The 20881-nt window shown below is 36.0% G+C and carries 20 protein-coding genes and 2 pseudogenes; all 22 read left to right on the top strand.

The window, feature by feature from the left end; translation table 11 throughout:
* Nucleotides 1-5 precede the first annotated feature (5 nt).
* The 22 genes and pseudogenes from H8787_RS07705 (at nt 6) to H8787_RS07600 (ending at nt 20832) form a co-directional block, all read left to right on the top strand.
* Nucleotides 6-287 (top strand): CD1845 family protein, encoded by a 282-nt coding sequence (locus H8787_RS07705; RefSeq protein ID WP_005541379.1) that lies wholly within the window; start codon nt 6-8, stop codon nt 285-287.
* 87 nt (nt 288-374) lie between these two features.
* The gene (locus H8787_RS07700) at nt 375-1145 is read left to right on the top strand and encodes a replication initiator protein A (RefSeq protein WP_187327802.1); all 771 of its coding nucleotides are present in this window, start codon (nt 375-377) and stop codon (nt 1143-1145) included.
* Nucleotides 1142-1993, top strand: coding sequence for an ATP-binding protein (locus H8787_RS07695; protein ID WP_187327801.1), 852 nt, complete (start codon nt 1142-1144; stop codon nt 1991-1993). The genes H8787_RS07700 and H8787_RS07695 overlap by 4 nt, the downstream gene beginning before the upstream one ends.
* Nucleotides 1990-2475, top strand: a complete 486-nt coding sequence (locus tag H8787_RS07690; RefSeq protein ID WP_187327800.1) for a PcfB family protein — start codon at nt 1990-1992, stop codon at nt 2473-2475. Before H8787_RS07695 ends, H8787_RS07690 begins: the two co-directional genes overlap by 4 nt.
* Nucleotides 2472-2801 (top strand): annotated as a pseudogene (locus H8787_RS07685) (type IV secretory system conjugative DNA transfer family protein); the annotation flags it as partial. The gene H8787_RS07690 and the pseudogene H8787_RS07685, both read left to right, overlap by 4 nt.
* Before the next feature lie 59 nt (nt 2802-2860).
* Complete coding sequence (locus H8787_RS07680) at nt 2861-4699, top strand: recombinase family protein (protein WP_187327798.1); 1839 nt, start codon at nt 2861-2863, stop codon at nt 4697-4699.
* A 92-nt stretch (nt 4700-4791) separates the two neighbouring features.
* Nucleotides 4792-4974 carry a transposon-encoded TnpW family protein gene (locus H8787_RS07675; protein WP_187327797.1) on the top strand — a complete coding sequence of 61 codons (183 nt, stop codon included), beginning with the start codon at nt 4792-4794 and terminating at the stop codon, nt 4972-4974.
* 217 nt (nt 4975-5191) lie between these two features.
* Nucleotides 5192-5641, top strand: a complete 450-nt coding sequence (locus H8787_RS07670; protein ID WP_187327796.1) for a hypothetical protein — start codon at nt 5192-5194, stop codon at nt 5639-5641.
* Between the two features lie 130 nt (nt 5642-5771).
* On the top strand, nt 5772-6092 hold the full coding sequence (locus H8787_RS07665) for a DUF3847 domain-containing protein (RefSeq protein ID WP_179010224.1): 321 nt from the start codon (nt 5772-5774) through the stop codon (nt 6090-6092).
* A gap of 241 nt (nt 6093-6333) precedes the next feature.
* The gene (mobQ, locus tag H8787_RS07660) at nt 6334-7794 is read left to right on the top strand and encodes a MobQ family relaxase (RefSeq protein WP_187327795.1); all 1461 of its coding nucleotides are present in this window, start codon (nt 6334-6336) and stop codon (nt 7792-7794) included.
* A gap of 369 nt (nt 7795-8163) precedes the next feature.
* Nucleotides 8164-8925, top strand: coding sequence for a hypothetical protein (locus tag H8787_RS07655; RefSeq protein ID WP_187327794.1), 762 nt, complete (start codon nt 8164-8166; stop codon nt 8923-8925).
* Between the two features lie 200 nt (nt 8926-9125).
* Nucleotides 9126-10592 (top strand): annotated as a pseudogene (locus H8787_RS07650) (VirD4-like conjugal transfer protein, CD1115 family); the annotation flags it as partial.
* Nucleotides 10593-10750: 158 nt separating this feature from the next.
* Nucleotides 10751-11062 carry a single-stranded DNA-binding protein gene (locus tag H8787_RS07645; protein ID WP_187327793.1) on the top strand — a complete coding sequence of 104 codons (312 nt, stop codon included), beginning with the start codon at nt 10751-10753 and terminating at the stop codon, nt 11060-11062.
* A gap of 3 nt (nt 11063-11065) precedes the next feature.
* Complete coding sequence (locus H8787_RS07640; RefSeq protein WP_000863833.1) at nt 11066-11281, top strand: Maff2 family mobile element protein; 216 nt, start codon at nt 11066-11068, stop codon at nt 11279-11281.
* Between the two features lie 19 nt (nt 11282-11300).
* Nucleotides 11301-12164, top strand: coding sequence for a VirB6/TrbL-like conjugal transfer protein, CD1112 family (locus H8787_RS07635; RefSeq protein ID WP_006525981.1), 864 nt, complete (start codon nt 11301-11303; stop codon nt 12162-12164).
* A 17-nt stretch (nt 12165-12181) separates the two neighbouring features.
* On the top strand, nt 12182-12445 hold the full coding sequence (locus tag H8787_RS07630) for a conjugal transfer protein (protein ID WP_187327792.1): 264 nt from the start codon (nt 12182-12184) through the stop codon (nt 12443-12445).
* A gap of 3 nt (nt 12446-12448) precedes the next feature.
* Nucleotides 12449-12838 carry a PrgI family protein gene (locus H8787_RS07625; protein ID WP_006906342.1) on the top strand — a complete coding sequence of 130 codons (390 nt, stop codon included), beginning with the start codon at nt 12449-12451 and terminating at the stop codon, nt 12836-12838.
* Nucleotides 12750-15179 carry a VirB4-like conjugal transfer ATPase, CD1110 family gene (locus H8787_RS07620; protein ID WP_187327791.1) on the top strand — a complete coding sequence of 810 codons (2430 nt, stop codon included), beginning with the start codon at nt 12750-12752 and terminating at the stop codon, nt 15177-15179. Before H8787_RS07625 ends, H8787_RS07620 begins: the two co-directional genes overlap by 89 nt.
* Nucleotides 15180-15182: 3 nt before the next feature.
* Nucleotides 15183-17315 carry a CHAP domain-containing protein gene (locus H8787_RS07615; RefSeq protein WP_187327790.1) on the top strand — a complete coding sequence of 711 codons (2133 nt, stop codon included), beginning with the start codon at nt 15183-15185 and terminating at the stop codon, nt 17313-17315.
* Nucleotides 17316-17326: 11 nt separating this feature from the next.
* The gene (locus H8787_RS07610; protein ID WP_187327789.1) at nt 17327-17566 is read left to right on the top strand and encodes a conjugal transfer protein; all 240 of its coding nucleotides are present in this window, start codon (nt 17327-17329) and stop codon (nt 17564-17566) included.
* Nucleotides 17541-19031, top strand: coding sequence for a CD1107 family mobile element protein (locus H8787_RS07605; RefSeq protein WP_187327788.1), 1491 nt, complete (start codon nt 17541-17543; stop codon nt 19029-19031). The genes H8787_RS07610 and H8787_RS07605 overlap by 26 nt, the downstream gene beginning before the upstream one ends.
* A 94-nt stretch (nt 19032-19125) precedes the next feature.
* Nucleotides 19126-20832 carry a DNA topoisomerase 3 gene (locus tag H8787_RS07600; RefSeq protein ID WP_187327787.1) on the top strand — a complete coding sequence of 569 codons (1707 nt, stop codon included), beginning with the start codon at nt 19126-19128 and terminating at the stop codon, nt 20830-20832.
* Nucleotides 20833-20881: the final 49 nt, after the last annotated feature.

The raw sequence follows: 20881 nt of genomic DNA, 5'->3' as shown, positions 1-20881 counted from the left end.
AAATGATGAGATGGATAATAAAAATAATCTTATTTCCAATCAGCTTGCTGCTGAGTATCCTTACTGCCTTTCTGACATTTATACTTGGCATAGGAACAACTATTCTGTATTTCTTAATGCTGATGTGTATAGTTGCTGCAATAGGATCATTTATGCAAAAAGATATATCACTTGGCATTGAGGCATTGGTATTAGGATTTTTGTTAAGTCCTTATGGAATACCGATGGTCGGAGCAGCTGTTATAGCATTCCTTCAGGGAATCAATGAAGCAATAAAATCAATCTAAAAAAATTCATACAAATGGTTACCAAAGGCGATAGAAGAAAAACTATCGTCTTTTTCTTTGCTAATTTTTTGGGGAGGAGGTGAAGCGATGGACTTTGACTATTTCTATAACAGAGAAGCAGAAAGATTTAACTTTCTAAAAGTACCGGAGATATTGGTAGACGGAGAAGAATTTAAGGGATTATCCGCTGAAGCGATTATCCTTTATTCAATGCTTCTTAAACGGACAGGAATGTCTTTTAAGAATAACTGGATAGACAAAGATGGCAGGGTATTTATCTATTTTACTGTTGAAGAAATTATGAGAAGAAGAAATATCTCAAAGCCGACAGCTATAAAAACATTAGATGAACTCGATATGAAAAAAGGAATCGGACTGATTGAAAGAGTAAGGCTTGGGCTTGGTAAGCCGAATGTCATATATGTTAAAGACTTTATGAGCATATTAGCGGTAAAAGAAAATGACTTTCAGAAGTCAAAAAACTTTACTTCAGAAGTAAAAGATGTTGACCTCAGAAGTAAAGAAAATGAACTTCAAGAGGTTAAGAATGTTGACCGTAACTATATAGAGAATAATAAGAGTAAGTATAGTAAGAGAGAATATAGTTTTGGTGAAAACGGACTTGGAACATTTCAAAATGTCTTTTTAAAGGATGAAGATATAGGCGAATTACAAATTAAAATGGCAGGAGAGCTTGATAACTACATTGAGAGATTATCAACCTATCTTCAAAGTACCGGAAAGACATATAAAGACCATAAAGCAACAATCCTTTCTTGGTTTTATAAAGATCAGGGAAGTAAGAAAAAATCCAATATCCCTACATGGGAGGAATATAACAAAGGAGTACATCTATGAATAAGGAATTAGAAAAAGTGATGATAGAAGATGTGGAATATAGCTTTGATCCTGAAAAAGAATATATCAAGGACGGACACGCCTATTGCAAAGTTTGCCACGAAAGAAAAGACGGAAAAGTGATGGAGTTCTTTGATAACAAGATGATATTTAAGATTTCTTGTAAATGCGATAGAAATAGAGAAGCAAAAGAAAAGGAAAGACAAAAGCAGATGGATATAGAGCGATTAAAGAGTAGCTGCTTTAACTCTGTTATTCAGTGGTCATATACCTTTGAAAATTATCAGGGAGAAGAAAATCAAAGCCTTATTATTGCCAAGAATTTTGTAAAAGATTATGAGGAAATGAAAAAGGAAAATATAGGACTTTTGTTTTATGGTTCGGTAGGTAGTGGAAAGACATACCTTGCTTGTTCTATCGCCAATGCTCTAATTGAACAATATCAGGTAGGGGTTAAGATAAGAAATTTTGCACAGATTATCAACGAACTACAAAAAGGCGGATTTGATTTTGACAAGAACGCATATATTGAATCCCTTGTAAATACTTCCGTTCTTATCTTGGATGACTTAGGAATAGAAAGAGATACAAGCTATGCCAAAGAGCAAGTATATAACATCGTGAATAACAGGTACTTAAAACAGAAACCGACTATCTTTACCACTAATCTTTCCTATGACACAATCCAAAATTGTAAGGATAGCGTAGAGTATCAAAGAATCTACTCAAGAATCATAGAGATGTGTATTCCTGTTATGGTTGTAGGAGAAGATTTTAGAAAGGCTATTCAAAAGGATAAGCTGGCTCGTAATAAAGAGAGGTTACTGAACGGAGGTGAGAGAACTTGATCAATGAAGAAATAGCAAGAAAAACGATGAATATGGAAGTAAGAGCTGCTAAAGTAACAGGAAAGCTAATTCTGAACTTATTAAAGAAATTGATGAAAGAAGCAGAAAAACTTGGAGGACTTGAAAAGCTGGTTAATGCTAACGGAAATGAAGTAAAGCTAAAAGATATGGTTAAAAAGGGACAGCTTGAAGAAATTCCGGTTGAAGAAGCGGAGCTTAAAGAACTCAAAAAGGAACTTAATCGGTATGGTGTTAAGTTTTCAGTGATGAAAGATAAGGAAACAGGTAAATACTCCGTATTCTTTCAAGCCAAAGATATGAAAGTGATGAATAGAGCCTTTAAATACGCTCTTGCAGAATCGGAAAAGAAAACGGAAAGGAAAGAATCTATCCATAAGAATATTGAGAAGTTCAAGGAGATGGCTAAAAACTCTGTTTCCAAAGATAAAATCAAGAATAAACAAAAGGAGCAGAGCCTATGATAGATAAAATATTAAAGGACATCAAAGGCTTATTTAAGGTGCAAGATAAGGCGAAGTTTGTTAAACAGAACATTCCCTATATTGCATTTTTCTATATAGGTAATATCTTTTCACATCATGTAAGAGCCTATGTAGGTGGCGATATTATTGACAAAATCTTTCAAGGGATATTAGAGATTAACACTATGAACTTTCTTCCAAGCATTCATCCTACGGATATTTTAATGGGAGTGTTAGTAGCTGTTTTAATCAAATTTATCGTATATACCAAAGGGAAAAATGCTAAAAAGTTTAGACAGGGGAAAGAGTATGGCTCAGCAAGATGGGTTGCATAATATTAACTGTAAAGGAGTGATATATAGACACAAAAAAGGAGGATAACGCCATGATGGAATACACAAATAAAATCACAGCACTATACTCCCGCCTTTCAGTTGGTGATGAGGACAGGGACGGTGGCGAAAGCAACAGTATCGTAAATCAAAAGGCATTTTTAGAGCGATACGCAAGACAGCATAAGCTGATGAATATTCGCCACTATATCGACGATGATGAAAGCGGTAGGTTCTTTGATAGAAGTGCCTATACACAGATGATAAAGGATGTAGAAAGCGATAAAATCGGCATTGTCATTATGAAAGATATGACAAGATGGGGACGAGATTATCTTCAAGTAGGAAACGCTATGGAGATATTCAGACGAAACAATGTACGCTTTATTGCTATCAATAACGGTATCGACAGCCAAGACCAAAACACATTGGAATTTGCCCCCTTTATCAATATTATGTCCGAGTGGTATGCAAGGGACATCAGCAAGAAAGTAACAACAGGCATTAAGACCAAAGGAGCAAACGGAAAGCCCGTTGCAACAGAAGCTCCATACGGCTATATAAAAGACCCAAACAACAAAGATTATTGGATTGTCGATAAAGAAGCTGCCGAAGTCGTAAAACTCATTTTTACGCTCTTTATGGAGGGGAAAAACCGCAATCAGATAGCCGTTTACTTGAAAGAAAAAGAAATACTAACCCCAACCTTTTATATGAAACAGCAAGACAGAGGAACAGCGAAAAACAAAAAGCTGAATGAAGAAAACCGCTATAACTGGAACAAAGCAACCCTAACACGCATACTGAAAAGGCAGGAGTATTGTGGCGATGTAGTCAACTTCAAAACTGAAAAGCATTATAAAGATAAGCGAAACCATTATGTAGATAAAGACAAGTGGCAAATAATCCCTGACGTACACGAACCAATCATAGATAGAAGTACCTATGAAAATGTACAACGGATATTAAAAAATGCACCGGTAAAAAGACCAAACGGAGATGGAGAAATCCACCCATTATCGGGACTGATGTACTGTAAAGATTGCGGTACAAAAATGCACATACGCACCATACACAAGAACAATAAGGTACAGCATGTAACCTATTGCAGTGAATATGCCAAAGGAAAAGCTAAGCACCCTAAATGCCATTCTCCACATCGCATTGATGTCGATGATGTGATGGAAAATCTAACAGAGGTTTTGCGAAAGATAGCAAAGTATTCATTAGCAAATAAAGGAGAATTTGAAACACTGGTAAAAAACAGTCTTGCAAAAGAACAGACCGAAGAAGTAGTGAAACAGAAAAAGCGTATCCCGCAAATTACAGACCGAATGGAACAGATAGAAAGAGTGATGAATAAGCTGTATGAGGACAATGCACTGGGCAATATCGAAAGGGAACGCTATGAATTACTATCAAGGAAGTATGCAGAAGAATATTATACTTTGAAAGCAGAACAAGAGAAAATAGAGGAACACTTATCTGAATTTGAAAATGCCAACCAAAGAGCAAAGAACTTTATAAGACTGGCAGAAAGCTATTCAGACTTTGAAGAACTTACCTCTACCGCCATCAATGAATTTATCAGTAAAATTGTAGTACATGAGCGAGATGTTAAAAGAGCAAAATATGCGGTTCAGCGAATAGAAGTGTATTTCAACTATATCGGAAAATTTGAAAATGAACTCACAAAAGATATAGAGCCGACAGAACAGGAAATGATACAGATGAGAGAAGAAATAGAAGAAGCCAAGAAAGAAAAATCAAGAGCATATCATAGGGCATATTCCAAAGAATATAGAGCCAAAAACATTGAAAAGTTTAGAGAGTATGAACGGATAAAAGCACGAGAATACCGAGCAAGAAAGAAGCTACAAGCCACAACCTAAAACCAAGACCTAAAACAAAATATCAACCAAGACGAAAAGAGGTTTCCTAAATCACAGGAAATCTTTTTTTGTGCAAGTAAAAGGAGGATTAAATGACAGAAAAACAAGAAGCACAGACCAAAGAAGAACGAGCCATACCCCGAAAACCTGACGGCATTTTAACAAAAAAGATTAGAGGAAAAACTTTTGTAACAGAGATATATTTTGATCCAAACAGTAAGGAAACATTTCAAGATAAACTGTTTAAGGTAATACATTCTAAGCAAGAAAAATAAAATCAAAAAATAAGTTATGGTTTGTGCGACGGGATAAACTCATTTAAGGTGATAGCAAAATACCTTATTTTTCTATGCTTAAAATAAAAAGTTAAAGTCTCATGATATACAGTAGTGTAGCGGTACAAGCTGAGTTTGATAAATTATAAGTTTTTAATCTTTCAATCCATGGTATAATGTCATATAAAAAGGGATTTGTAAGAGGAGTTGTTGGATAGTGAATAAAATATGTAAAAAAGTAAAATCTTTAATAGTTTGTATTTTAATAGTTGTAGCCAGTGTGTGCTCAATTACTTTATTGTTGCATCATAATGGCAATAAAACTTCTTATATTCAATCTGAGAATAAGGACATGATAGTTTCGTATGAGGCTAGTTACTTCCATTTAGATTTTTATAAGCAAAAAGATAAAATAATCATTAATGCTTATTCAGATGGTAAATTTGATGAACCTAACCAACTTGTAGTTCCATTTGAAGGAGAAATAACAAAAGAGGATATTTTAGTAAAATGGAAAACTCTAGGCGACAAAGTTGTCGAGCAAGACAGTGATGGCATTATTGTGGCAAATGTAATAATTGAAAAAAACGGGAAAACGATATGCAATGAAAACATAAGTCTTTTTGAAGAAGGTTGGAAGATATTAAACGATGTGGTAGGCAAGTAGAACATTTAAATGCAATTTATCGAAGTAAAACAATTAAATACAAGCTATAACATAGCAGTTCACGAAACAGTAAATCAAAAAGGTTTACTGTTTTTTATTTGCTCAAAATTAGAAAGAAAGGACAGGAAAAATGAAAAATATAGATGAAAAAATTTTAATGGCAGAAGAAGAAATCAAGCAGTTACAAAATAAAAGAAAGAAGCTCATCAGTCAGCAGAAACAGGAAGAACGAAAAAAGAGGGATAGACGGCTTTATGAAAAAGGAGGAGTCTTTGAAAGTATATTTATCGAAAGCAAGGATTTTACCAAAGATGAATTCTATCAGCTAATCACATTCCCAAACATCAAAGAAGCAGTCAATCAAAAAATCCTAAAAATTATTGAGAAGCGAGAACAAAGCGAAAATCAAAATACAGAAAACCAAGAGGAAGAAACAGACACAGAGGAATAGTCCCTTGTTTACAAGGGCGCACTTATACACCCTAAAGGGTGTGTGCGTTCTCCGAAGGCTCTTGCAGAGAGCATATCAGCTAAAACTGATACAGGGGAGCTACACTCCCCTACGGAAATAAATTTCCTACCCCTTGTAAACTTCCTAAAAGAAATCGGATAAAAAGCACTCCGATTTTTTTAGGAAGTCTTATCTATCGCCACCATACCCATATCAGAAAAACGAAAGGAGGTTTTTCCTTATGGCGATATATCATCTTAGTATAAAGATTATCTCAAGAGGCAAAGGCAAAAGTGCAGTTGCAGCAGCTTCTTATCGAAGTGGCGAAAAGATAAAAAACGAATATGACGGCATAGTCCATGACTTTACAAGAAAAGGCGGAATAGCTCATACAGAAATACTATTACCACAAAACGCACCACAAGAATTTTCAGACAGAGGAACGCTATGGAACAGTGTAGAGAAAATAGAAAAAAGTAAAAACTCACAGCTTGCAAGAGAAATAGAAATTGCATTGCCTAAAGAATTAGACAGGGAAAAACAGATAGAACTTGTAAGAGAATATGTAAAAGAAAATTTTGTAAAAGTCGGTATGTGTGCCGATATTGCTTTGCACGATAAAAATGACGGGAATCCACACGCTCATATCCTATTAACTATGAGACCGTTAAATGAAGATAAAACATGGGGAGCAAAATCAAAAAAGGAATATATCCTTGATGAAAACGGAGAAAAAGTAAAACTCAAAAATGGCAACTACAAAACAAGAAAAATCAATACAGTGGATTGGAACGAACAAGACAAAGCGGAAGAGTGGCGGAAAGCATGGGCAGATATTACAAACAAATATTTGGAAGAAAATAGCATACAGGAAAAAGTGGATCACCGCTCTTATCAAAGACAAGGTATAGAGCAAATACCGACCATTCATTTAGGCGTATCAGCCACCCAAATGGAAAAGAAAGGCATAGCCACCGACAGAGGAAATATCAATCGGGAAATCAGAAAACAGAATAGGCTATTACAAGAAATCAAGTTAAGAATAAAAGCCTTGTTAAATTGGATAAGAGGAATTGGAAAAGAAGAAAAAGCAGAAACTGATAAACTCAAATCCACCCTCCCACCCAAAAAAAATTTGCTACCCATTTTTGAAAATCTTATCCGTAAAAATGCAGATAACCATAATACAGATTTAGAAAAATACATCGAAAGCTATCAATTCTTAAAAGAGAAAAACATTATTTCCTTATCTGAACTGAAAGAAAGTATAGTTGCTTTAAGAGATAAGAACTACAAGACCACAAGAGCTATTAAAGATACCGAAAAGCGGATTGACGATAAAGTACAACTTATCGACCAAGCCGAGAAATATTTGAAACATAAAGATACCTATAAAGCCTATACCAAGCTAAAGGAAAACAAACAAGATACTTTCTACAATGAACATACCGCAGAGATTATTTTATTTGAGAGTGCAAAGAAATATCTGAAAGAACATTTAGGAGAAAGCAAAAACCTAAATATATCCAAATGGAAATCAGAAATAGGCACTTTGAGGAAAGAAAAAGATAGGCTATACAATCAAATATTAGAGATACGAGAAGAAGTTGAACAAGCTGAAAAAGTTAAGACCTGTATAGAGCAGTTACAGGTACAAGAAAAGCGACTTACAAAGAGCAAGAGCCAAGATTTAGGACTATGAAAAAGGGTAAAAAAGTTGTATAATATTTAATTAATATAGAGAAATAAATATGAATTTGTCGGCTACAGTAAAAGCTAGAAAAATTAATTAAGGAGGCAGATAATAATGAGAGTAAGAAAAAAAATATACATGTTATTGTTGCTTATTTTTGGGACCTTAAATCTTGTTATGTTTATAACGGAACGAGCAACTGAACAATATATTTTGACACACATCGGTAGGATTACTCTGTATGATTTTCTGTTTATATTTTTATGCCTTATTGTTATTGGGTTATCTTCTTTGCTAATTCATTCATGGCGTAAGGCTGTTCGCAAATTCACAAAAGTTATTATAGTTTTTGGTTGGATCGGAACTATAGGAATGTTAATGGTTGGAAGTCTTATATGGTTTGGAAATTATGCGGTCACAACTTGGCATGAGTTTAATTCGCCAGATAAGAAATACTCGCTTGTTGCAGAAGAGTCATCATTTTTAACATTAGGCAATATAAGGTTGTATGAAAGAACTTCATCTGTTCTTGTACGTAGATTAGATGTAGAACTATCCCCAGATAATGGGTTTGCTGCAATCTCACAAAGAGCCTATAAAATATCATGGAAAGAAGATGTAGTTACACTGTCTGTAGATATGAATGAGCACGGCTTGTGGAATACAGTGAAGATTAATATGGCAGATAACGGTAAAGTTCTTGCAGAATTCAGCAATTATCCGAATGGGAAACCTGCTTCTGCTCCGTTGGTTAGCCAGAGTGATGTAAATAAAAACTATGAACATGAAGAAGCACAGCAGAGGCTAGTGGAACAAAGGATTATTGATGGTCTTCGGGCTGTGGCTTTAACGACGGGTAATATAGAAGGTGAAAATTCAGAAATTTCATTTACTGCCAAAGGAACACCTAAACTTGTACTTTCATCAAAGTTGTACATTCTTTATGATCGTGAATCCTCCAATGGAAAATGTGCGTTATATGTACTTTATCAGTCGAAAAATGATGATGAATTAAATTCTGATTCACAAATTTTGGAAATGTATGCATACGAATACTCCACTGGTAAAGTTATAGTGGCAGATCGTCATTCATGGAATGATGTGGGTACAGATGAATACTACAAAGCAACAGGGGAATAAAGAATATATCGTTTCAGAGTAAAAATTTGATGGTTTCATTTCTTTTGTACACTCTTACGAAGCTTTGCTTGAATAACAAACAATTTAATAAAAACTAACATAGAAGCAGTAAATCAAAGAAGATTTACTGTTTTTATTTACCCACAAGTTAAAATGCCTTACAGAAAGAGCGTCCATAAACATAAAAAGGTGCTTGACAAAATGCTTCCTGGGGAACGAAGAAAGATATTGAGCCATATATGGATGAAAAGTTTCAAAACAACATCTTGCTTACACAAACAGAACGATTAACCATGAACGGTAGACCAGCTAATCCCAAGTATGCAAGAAACAAGAATGTACTTGTCATAGGAGGTTCAGGCTCCGGCAAGACGAGATTTTATGTAAAACCTAACCTAATGCAAATGCACTCATCATATTGCGTAACCGATCCTAAAGGAACGATAGTCCTTGAGTGCGGTAAGATGCTTGAAGATAACGGATATGAGATTAAAATCCTAAATACCATAAACTTCAAAAAATCCATGAAATACAATCCATTTGCCTATATCCGTTCTGAGAAAGATATTTTGAAATTGGTTCAGACAATCATTGCAAATACAAAAGGTGAAGGAGAAAAAGCAGGTGAGGATTTTTGGGTGAAAGCCGAAAAACTTTACTATACAGCTCTGATTGGATATATCTTCTATGAAGCTCCAAGGGAAGAAAAGAACTTTGCAACACTACTTGATATGATAGATGCTTCAGAAGTCAGAGAAGATGATGAAACATATATGAATCCTATTGATAGGCTTTTTGAAGCACTTGAAAAGAAAGAGCCTACACACTTTGCCGTGAAGCAATATAAAAAATATAAATTGGCTGCGGGAAAAACAGCAAAATCTATTCTTATATCTTGTGGGGCAAGGCTTGCTCCCTTTGATATTAGGGAACTTAGGGACTTGATGAGTGAAGATGAACTTGAGCTTGATACACTCGGAGATAGAAAAACTGCACTCTTTGTTATCATCTCTGATACAGATGATACCTTTAACTTTGTAGTATCCATTATGTACTCACAACTTTTTAATCTCTTATGTGATAAGGCAGATGATGTGTATGGCGGACGATTACCTGTCCATGTGAGATGCTTGCTTGATGAATTTGCAAACATTGGTTTAATACCTAAGTTTGAGAAGTTAATTGCAACAATCCGTTCCAGAGAAATATCAGCAAGTATCATACTTCAAGCACAATCTCAGCTAAAGGCAATCTATAAGGATAATGCCGATACAATCGTAGGTAACTGTGATAGTACCTTGTTTCTTGGTGGCAAGGAAAAGACCACATTAAAGGAACTTTCTGAAACACTGGGAAAAGAAACGATAGATTTATATAACACATCGGAAACAAGGTCAAATCAAAAATCTTTCGGGCTTAACTATCAAAAGACCGGCAAAGAACTGATGAGTCAAGATGAGATTACGGTCATGGATGGAAGCAAATGTATCTTTCAGCTTAGAGGTGTAAGACCTTTTCTATCAGATAAATTCGATATTACAAAGCATAAGAACTATAAGCTCCTTGAGGATTATGACAAGAAGAATTTGTTTGACATAGAAAGCTATATGAAGCGAAAAGGAAAAGCAAAGCTGAATAGGGAAACAGTTATTACCAGAATGCAGTAAGTCTTAAAAAGATTTGCTGTTTTTTTATTCAAAATCAGGAGGCAAGATGATAAGGATCAGAAGTCCCACTAAGAAAAAACTAAATAGTAAGAGTATCAGCGATTGGAAAAGAAATACTCCAGTCGCTTTTTTATTGAATTGAAAAGGAGAAATTTTTAATGAAACAGGAAATGATTAACATCAATGCTTGCTTAGTAGCAGAGCCAACTTTTTCAAGTTTTGAAAATGAAGGAGAGAAAGTGGAAGTTGCAAACTTCACACTTGTAAAAAAGTACGGAAAGGGAAAGGAGTACATCAACTGTGCAGCCTATGGAGAAAAAGCTGAGAAAGCAAAGGACTTTGAAAAAGGCGATTTAATTCATATCTTTGGTTACTTTAAGAAGCGTGAAAAAGAGGGAAAGACTTACAAAAACTTTGTAGTGAAGTCATATAACAAGATTGAAAAGAAAGAAGAAAACAAGGAGGAATAACTTATGGCATTTTTTACACAGGCAGTTAATGTATTAAAGATTTTGGTTATGGCAGTAGGTGCAGGACTTGGAGCATGGGGCGTCATCAATCTTATGGAAGGATATGGTAATGACAATCCCGGTGCTAAGAGCCAAGGTATTAAGCAGCTTATGGCTGGAGGAGGTATCGTTCTTATCGGACTTAAGCTCATTCCACTACTTGCCAATGTACTCAATTAAGAAGAAAAGGAGAGCTTAGATGTTTGGAATATTCGACAAGATAGAAGAATTCTTTAAGGAGCTTCTACTGGGCGGTATCCAAGCAAACTTAGAGTCCATGTTTCTTGACATCAACGACAAAGTTGGTGCGGTTGCAACAGATGTAGGTAAAACGCCTATGGGGTGGAACGGAGATGTATTTGCCTTTATCAAAAGCATTAACGATTCCGTTATCATTCCAATAGCAGGACTAATCATCACAGCAGTTCTTTGTATCGAGCTTATCAATATGGTAATGCAAAAGAACAATATGCACGATACAGATACCTTTGAATTTTTCAAGTACATCATCAAGATGTGGATTGCTGTATGGTTAGTATCCCATGCCTTTGAGTTTTCAATGGCAGTTTTTGATGTGGCACAGCACATGGTAAATAAGGCGGCAGGGGTGATAAATACCTCTGCTACCGTTTCCGGAGATCAGATAGTGGCAATGATGGATACCCTAAAAGAAAAGGGACTTGGAGAACTTGTCATGATTCTCTTTGAAACCTCACTCATCAAGGTTGCTATACAGGTAATATCCGTTGTGATTATGCTTGTAGTTTACGGAAGAATGTTTGAGATTTATGTTTACTCATCGGTTTCAGCCATTCCATTTGCCACAATGGGAAACAAGGAGTGGGGACAGATTGGAACAAACTACATCAAAGGACTATTTGCACTTGGACTACAGGGACTCTTTTTAATGGTTTGTCTTGGAATATACGCAGTATTAGTTAAGACGATTAAGATAACAGATATACACACAAGTACCATGACGATACTTGGCTATGCGGTTTTGCTGGGTTTAATGATGCTAAAGAGCGGAACACTGGCAAAAAGCATATTAAATGCACACTAAAAGAAAGGAAAGATAGTATGAACAAAAGAAAAACAACATTTACAGCAGTAATAATAGTCGCAGGTATTATGGCGGTAATTGATAGAATCAGGCTTCATAATAAGGTGGAAGAATTGGAAGAAAAAACAGAGGACATTGGTCGCTGTCATAACGATTTTTACCTAATGCAGCAAAGATATAACAAGAACACAGACGAACAGCTTGCGACTATTCAGGAAGAAATCGGCTCTGTATATGAACACTTTGAGGAGCTGTCAAAGGGTAAAGAAGATGGGAGGTAAGATATGGCATATGTACCAATCCCTAAAGACTTAAATAGGGTAAAGACAAAGGTTGCTTTTAACCTAACGAAAAGGCAGCTCATAGGCTTCACACTTGCAGGACTGGTTGGAATACCAGTCTATTTATTTATGAGGAAGTTTGTGCCAAATGACATAGCTGTCATATTCCTTATCGTGTCCACGCTTCCTATCTTTTTCATCACACTATTTGAAAAGGACGGACTGACCTTTGAGAAATATTTTAAGCACATCTACCTTCATAAGTTTTATCAACCGCAAAAGAGAGTGAGAAAGGAGGTTTACCTTGAACAAGAAAAGAAAAATTCAGCAAATAAAACTCATGCAAAACGAAAAGGCATTGAGAAGTCAAAAGCGGGACTTAAAGAAAAGTAATTGCAAGTCAAAAAAAGATAAGGGAGGAATCCTTGACCTTATCTTTAAGAAAGAAACGAAAAGATATACGGTAGAAGATACCATTCCCTATCTAAGGCTTTTAAAAAGCGGAATATGCCAGCTTGATGAAAAGCACTTCAGTAAAAGTATAGCCTTTCAGGACATTAACTATCAGCTTGCCTTAGATGAAGATAGGGACTTGATTTTTAATCAGTTTGCAAACTTCCTAAACTCTTTTGATCCAAGTATCAGCATTGAGTTTTCATATATCAATCAGCTCGGACGAAACGAAGAAATGAAGTCGGCAATTCAGATACCGGATAAAAAGGACGGTTTTGACGATATACGCTTTGAATTTAGAGAGATGCTTAAAAGCCAGATTGTAAAGGGAAATAACGGACTTAAAAAATCGAAGTATGTAACCTTTACAGTGGAAGCGGATAATTTAGAGCAGGCAACATCAAAACTTGAAAGACTGGAGATAGATATATTATCTAATCTAAAGAGCATGGGAGTGAGAGCAGAAAGCCTAAACGGAGAAGAAAGGCTAAAGATACTTCATGATGTTTTAAATCCAAATAAAACATTTGAATTTTCCTACAAAGACCTAAAGAAAAGAGAAAGCACAAAGACATATATTGTGCCTGATGAGTTTAACTTTACACCGAGTAGATACTTTAAGTTCGGCAAATTCATCGGAGCAACGAGTCATTTTCAAATCCTTGCCAGTGAGCTTTCAGATAGGATGTTATCCGAGTTTTTGGATATTGACGATAACATCAATATTTCCTTTCATATTAGGGCAATCGACCAATCGGAAGCCATTAAGATGGTAAAACGAAAAAACACTGATATTGATAAGATGAGGATTGAAGAAAACAAAAAGGCTGTAAGGTCAGGATATGACATGGACATTCTTCCAAGTGATTTAATTACTTACGGAGAAGATGTAAAGAGCCTATTAAAAGACTTACAGACAAGAGATGAGAGAATGTTTGTGGTAAGTATTGTCTTTATGAACTTTGCAAGGACAGTGCAAAAGCTCGATAATACCATTGCTCAGATAAGCTCTATTGCAAACAAGCATAACTGTAAGCTGAAAAGACTTGACCATTCTCAGGAACAAGGTTTAGTGAGCGTGCTGCCTCTTGGTGTAAATAAGATTGAGATAGATAGAGGATTGACAAGCTCATCAACGGCAGTATTTATGCCATTTACCACAGAGGAGCTTTTTATCAATTCAAGTAATAGTCTTTACTACGGACTAAATGCCCTAAGCCATAACCTGATTATGGCAGATAGAAAGAAATTAAAGAACCCAAACGGTCTAATCCTCGGAACTCCGGGCAGCGGTAAATCCTTTAGTGCCAAAAGAGAAATGGCAAATGCGATTTTAGTAACAGATGACGATGTGATTATCTGCGATCCGGAAGGAGAGTATGGAAACCTCGTAAGGCAGTTTAAGGGAGAAGTCATTAAGGTCAGCAGTAAGTCAAAGGATTACCTGAATCCCCTTGATATAAACATGAACTACGGTGATGGGGATGCACCGCTGAAAGACAAGGCAAACTTTATCATGAGTATGCTTGAGCTTGTAGTAGGTGGCAGTGGTCTTACGGCAGAAGAAAAGTCTGTTATTGATAGATGCCTGCCAAAGATTTATGAAAAGTATTTTGAAAATCCGACTCCTGATAATATGCCAATACTCCAAGATCTATACGATATGTTAAAAGGGCAGGAAGAAAAGGTCGGTAAGAAGCTGGCAACAGAGATGGAAATCTATGTATCGGGGTCTCTCAATGTCTTTAATCACAGGTCAAATGTGGATTTAAATAAGAAGCTGCTTTGTTTTGATATTAAAGAACTTGGAAGCCAGTTAAAGAAAATAGGAATGCTTGTCATTCAGGATCAGGTGTGGAATAAGGTGTCACAAAACAGAGGAAACAAGGCTACAAGGTACTATATCGACGAGTTCCATTTGCTTTTAAAAGATGAGCAGACAGCATCCTATTCCGTAGAGATTTGGAAAAGATTTCGTAAATGGGGAGGTATTCCAACAGGTATTACGCAGAATGTCAAAGACCTACTTATGAGTAAGGAGATAGAAAATATCTTTGACAATACAGACTTTGTCTTAATGCTTAATCAAGCATCAGGAGATAGAGAAATCTTAGCAAGGAAACTTAAAATCTCACTTCCACAGCTCAGATATGTTACTAATTCAAATGAAGGTGAGGGACTACTTTTCTTTGGAAATACCATTGTGCCTTTCCTTGATAAGTTTCCGAAAGATACAATTTTATATCAGAAGATGACTACCAAGCCGGAAGAAGTGAGGTAGCCTATGGGAAAGAAGCTGAAAAAGGATTTTAAGGAAAGGCATAAGGCAAGCCTTGAAAGAGAGATGTTTCATAGTAAAACAGATACGATACCTGAAGAAAGTAAGCTAAAACATAACGATGATTACAGAGGTAAAATCGTTCATGAGAAAGAACGGTTTCAGGATAAAGTGCATGAAAAAACAAGTAAGGTAAGTGCTGATAATGAAAAGTCTTATGGAACATCCAAGAGAAACGAAAAATATAGAACTCCAGATAAGGGAGACGTAAATTCCGCAATTGAAACGGGAAGATCAGATTATATTACGGAGGTTAAGGATGGAAAAATCTATGATCCTTTAGGAAAAGACCTTGATAATGATGGGATTATAGACAGATACGACAATGACTTTAGGGATAGAGATTATTTTGAGTCAACCTATGATGTCGAGGATAATCTTCATCATAAAGCAGAAAATACAAATAGCTTCTCAAAAAGCCAAAAAGCTCAAAAGAGAAATTATAAGAGAAAAAACTATACCGAAAGCCTTTATACAAGGGAAAAGGATGATGTGTTAAAGGAAAATAAGGCTGATGATAAAAAGGCGGGAAAAGATGCTGTCAGCGAAAAAGTTCATAGCAGTATTTATAAAGAGCAGAAGAAAAAGCTAAAGAAAGACATGGTAAAAGTATCTGCACTTTCTGGACTTGCTAAAGGAAGTGAAACCGTAAGAGATTACTTATCTCATGGAAGTGATGAAAATCAAGGAGTGGAAGCAGGAGAAAAGACAGCAGATACAAGCTCAAAACTCATTCATGGCATAAAGAAATATTCTGATAAGAAAGGAGCTAAAAGAGGCTATGACCTTACAAATAAGGACTATAAAATCAGAAAGCGTAAGTCAAAGTTGGAATTTCGTGATGCCAAAAAGGAACTGAAAAAGACGGATGAGTATAAAAGAGCAAGTGCATATAAAAGATTTCAAAAGAAAAATCAGGTAAAGGCAGCAATTTCTCGTGAGAATAAGTCAAGGCTTAGAGATCGAATTAAAGAGGGACTTATCGGAACACTGAAAAGCTCAAAGGATATGATTATCCGAAAAGCAAAAGGACTAATGCTTATTTTCATAGGGATCATTATCTTAGGGACTTTTGTGATTAACTTTGCAGGAACGGGAATGACAGGCTTTATGAACTCTACAAGCTCTGTGCTTACAACAAGCTATTTATCAAAGCCAAATGTCCTAAGTGAAATCAATCAGAACTTTTCTGCTATGGAAAAGGAACTTCAAAATGAGGTTGATAATGTCAAAAGTAACCATCCCGGCTATGATGAGTACATCTTAAATAACACAGAGTATATCGGTCATAATGTTCATGAGCTTTTATCCTACATTACATCAAGGTGCGGAGAGGTAAAGAGTGCATCGGAAGTAGAATCCATATTAAAAGAATTATTTGAGTCCATGTATGACTTTGAGTATAGGGAAGAAATTGAAATCAGATACAGGACAGTTACAGAAACCTATACCGATGAAGATGGCAATGAATATACCGAAAGCCACGAAGAACCTTATGAGTATAAAAAACTCATCGTAACGCTTCATAAAAAAGAGATGGACAGTATTATCCGAAAGGTCTTTGCAAACTATCCCGATAATCTAAAGCACTATGAGGCCTTGTTCCTTGCACAAGGCAATATGAGAGAAGCCTTTGGTAATTCTGACCTTATCAGTGTAAATGGAGGTATCGGCGGTGGAAAAGAGTATGAGGCATCTACGGAAGTACAAAAGAAGATTGTTAATGCTGCATACATTACGCCATCTCCGGGTGCAGGCTGGTGTGCCATGTGGGTATCACAGGTCTATCAAAATGCAGGACTTGGATATATAGGCGGGAATGCCTGTGATATGTACCGAAACTATACCTTTACATCAGACAGGTCAAAGCTAAAAGTGGGAATGCTTGTGGCAGTTGAAAGCAGCAGTAGCGGAAGCAGTGCAGGGCTTACCTATGGTCATGTAGGTATTTACATTGGAGATGGAAAAGTGATTGATAACATCGGTCGAATAAGAGTAACTACCTTAGATGATTGGATAGCAACATTTTGTAAGCACCATCCCGTAGGATTCGGTTTTCCGCCAAATGTAAAGAAATAGGAGGTAACAATTTGAAAAAGGAACTGATAGCAGTAAAAAACAGAATAAAGAAGTTAAATGATAAAAAGGCTCTGATTGATGAAGAATTGGAGCCTTTATTCATTCGTGAAGAAGAGCTTGAAAATGAAGAAATCATTGCCATTTGCAGAAAGAATAACATCACAATCAGCGATTTGATGGCAAAGGTAAACAGACAAAAAGCAGAAATAAAAAAGGAGAAAACAAATGAAAACCAGTTTGAAAAAGAATAATAAGTTTTGGACGGTAGCACTTGCGGTAATTGTAAGTATTAGTTGTATTTTAGGTCTTTGGACGGTTGTTTATGCACAGGAGCAAAAATCTGAAGCTCCAACAAAAAACGAAGCTGTTCAAACGGAAGTTGAAGTAAATGTAAGGTATATCTTTGAAGATGAAAAGGTCTTTAAGGAAGAAAAGATAAAGGCTGAGAAAGGACAACTTATTGATAGCGGAGATCTTCCAATGCTCCCTGATGATATGAAATTCATTGATGAGTTTCTGTTTTATGAGGTAAAGGGAGATGGAAAAGATGAGATTATCCGTAAGGTAGCAAAGATGGAGGTTAAGGATAAGGAAACGCAGACGGAAGAAGAAAAGCCAAAACAGGATGAATGCACTCAGACAGAAGATAAGGGAACGCAGACAGAGCTTTCTAAAGACGATATTTCAAAAATAGAAAAAGAGGCAAAAGAGCTTCAGGAAAAACTTGATAAGTTAAATGGTGAAATCAAGGATAAAGATAAATTAAGCGATAAGCAGAAAGAAAAAATCAAAGACCTTGAAGATGAAATTGATAGCCTGAAAGAAAAAATGAAGAAAGATAAGGGAAATAAGGACTTATCAGAAGATATGAAAAAGGAAATAGATAAGCTGACGGAAAAGGTGAAAGAGCTTGAGAAAAAGGCAACTGAAACAAATAAAGCTCCTGTAACATCACAATCAGTTACACCGATTAGTCCTATTTCCGGAATTAAGACAAGTTCAGGTATTTCTCCTCAAACACCACAGACTTCTGTAAGTAGTACCGGTAAAGGCAAAACGGAAGTAAAGGAGAAAGAAAAGGAAGTTCGCTATCCTAATAAGTTGACGGCAAAAGCTCCTGCGAATAACAGTCAGGATTCATCAATGGGGTCTGCAAGTAAGAGTGTAAACACCAACAAGGGAGTAGCTTCATCTCCGTCAAAGGCGAGAGCATCCGTTACGGAGAATAAAGATAATGCAAATAAGGAGTATCCGATTCATCATGGAGATAGCAGCGATAACAAAGAAACGGATCAGTATTCGGCAGATGCAAGGCAGTTTATTACCTTTCAAACGAAAAACGGTAAGACTTTTCATTTAATCATCAATCATGATGAAGATAGTGAGAATGTAATGCTTCTTACGGAAGTATCTGAAGATGATCTCTTAAACATGGTGGAGAAAAAAGAAGCACCAAAGCAGGAAGTAGTAAAAGAAGAACCTGTTAAGGAAGAAGTAAAGCCTGAGAAGAAGGACGAAAAGAGTAATTTAGGAACCTATATTATTTTGCTTCTTGTAGTAGGTGGTGCATTAGGAGCAGGCTACTATTTTAAGGTTGTGAAAAAGAAAGAAGATAAAGAACTTGAAGCCTTAGAGGAGGAAGATGATGATTTCTTTTCTGAATCTGAAAGCGAGGAAGAAATAAATGATGCAGATGAAGTAGAAGATGAAGAATAAACGCACCTAAAAACATATTATTTTGGGTGCAAAGTTAGGGCGGGAGAGTAACATCTTTCGCCCTATTTTGATTTATAACAGGAGGAAAACATAGATGAAGTTAGTTATTGCAGAAAAGCCGAGTGTTGCAATCTCCATTGCAAAGGTTATTGGAGCAAATAAAAAGAAAGACGGATATTATGAAGGAAACGGATATAGGGTGAGCTGGTGCGTTGGACACCTAATTCAAATGGCAAATCCGGATGCTTATGATGAAAAATACGCCAAGTGGAATATGGCTGATTTACCGATTATTCCGAGCGACTACAAGTATGAAGTAGCAAAGGCAACCAAGAAGCAGTTTGACATCCTTAAAAAGCTGATGAATGATAAGGAGGTTGATACGGTTATCAATGCGTGCGATGCAGGGCGTGAGGGAGAAAGTATTTTTAGACTTGTATATAATCAAGTGAATTGTAAAAAGAAGATGAAACGCCTTTGGATTTCTTCAATGGAAGATAATGCCATTAAAGAGGGTTTTGATAACCTAACAGACGGAAAAGACTATGATAATCTCTTTGAATCGTCACAGGCAAGAGCTATTGCGGATTGGTTAGTCGGAATGAATATTAGTAGGCTCTACTCTTGTCTGTATCAGCAAAATTACAGTGTAGGAAGAGTGCAGACACCGACTCTTGCCATGATTGTAAAAAGAGATGATGAGATAGCTAATTTCAAGAAAGAGAAATACTATACAGTGGAGCTATCTATGAATGGTTTTACACTATCAACGGATAGAATTGATGATGAGGTTGCTGCCGAACAGCTAATCAATTTAGTTGGCGATAAGATTGAAATAACCGATGTCATTCAGAAAGAAAAGATTACTAAACCTGATTTACCCTTTGACCTTACAACACTTCAAAGGGAATGCAATAAGTATTTCGGATACTCAGCCAAGCAGACACTTGATTATGCCCAAAGTTTGTATGAGAAAAAACTGATTACTTATCCAAGAACAGACAGCAGATGTCTTACCGAAGATATGATTACAAGTACCGTCAATAACATCTTAGGAAAGAATGACTTTGATACAGGGCGTATCAAGACGGTATTTAACTCTAAAAAGGTTACGGATCACCATGCGATTATTCCGACAATCAGTTCATTAAAGGAAGATGTTTCTAAGCTTCCTCTAAGCGAAGCTAAAGTTTACTTTCTCATATCTGATAAATTTCACGCAAGTGTAGGTTACCCATTAGTGGAAAGCACAACGAAGATTGTAGCGGAATTTGACGGCTTTGAATTTACAAGTTCAGGAAAGGTAATTAAGGATGAGGGGTTTAGCAAGTATTTGAAAGAATATATGACTAAAAAAAGTGGAGATATAGTTTTGCCGGATGTAGGTGTAGGGGATGTACTTGCTATTGAAAGTAAGGAAGTTAAAGAAAAATATACCCAACCTCCGAAACACTTTACTGAAGATACGCTCTTAAAGTCTATGGAGATTGCAGGAAATGATGCTTTAGAAAAAGGTGTAGAAGTGGAAAGGAAAGGACTTGGAACACCTGCAACAAGGGCAGGTATTATTGAAAACTTAATCTTTAAAGGCTTTGTCGAAAGAGATAAGAAGAATTTGATTGCCACTCATAAAGGAATTAGTCTTGTAACGATTGTATCCGATACCTTTAAGTCAGCAGAAACGACAGCAAAATGGGAAATGGAATTATCCGATATAGCTCAAGGTAAATCTTCTAAGAAAGAATTTTTAGATGCGATTGAAAATGAGATAAAAGAGGCTGTTTTGACATATAGCAAGTAAGTCTGGACTAATTTCAGAGTGGAAAAAATACTCTAAAAGTGTTATAATA

The sequence above is a fragment of the Streptococcus sp. NSJ-72 genome, from assembly GCF_014334035.1.
Taxonomy (GTDB): Bacteria; Bacillota; Bacilli; order Lactobacillales; family Streptococcaceae; genus Streptococcus; species Streptococcus constellatus.
This window is presented reverse-complemented; position numbering and strand designations above follow the sequence as displayed.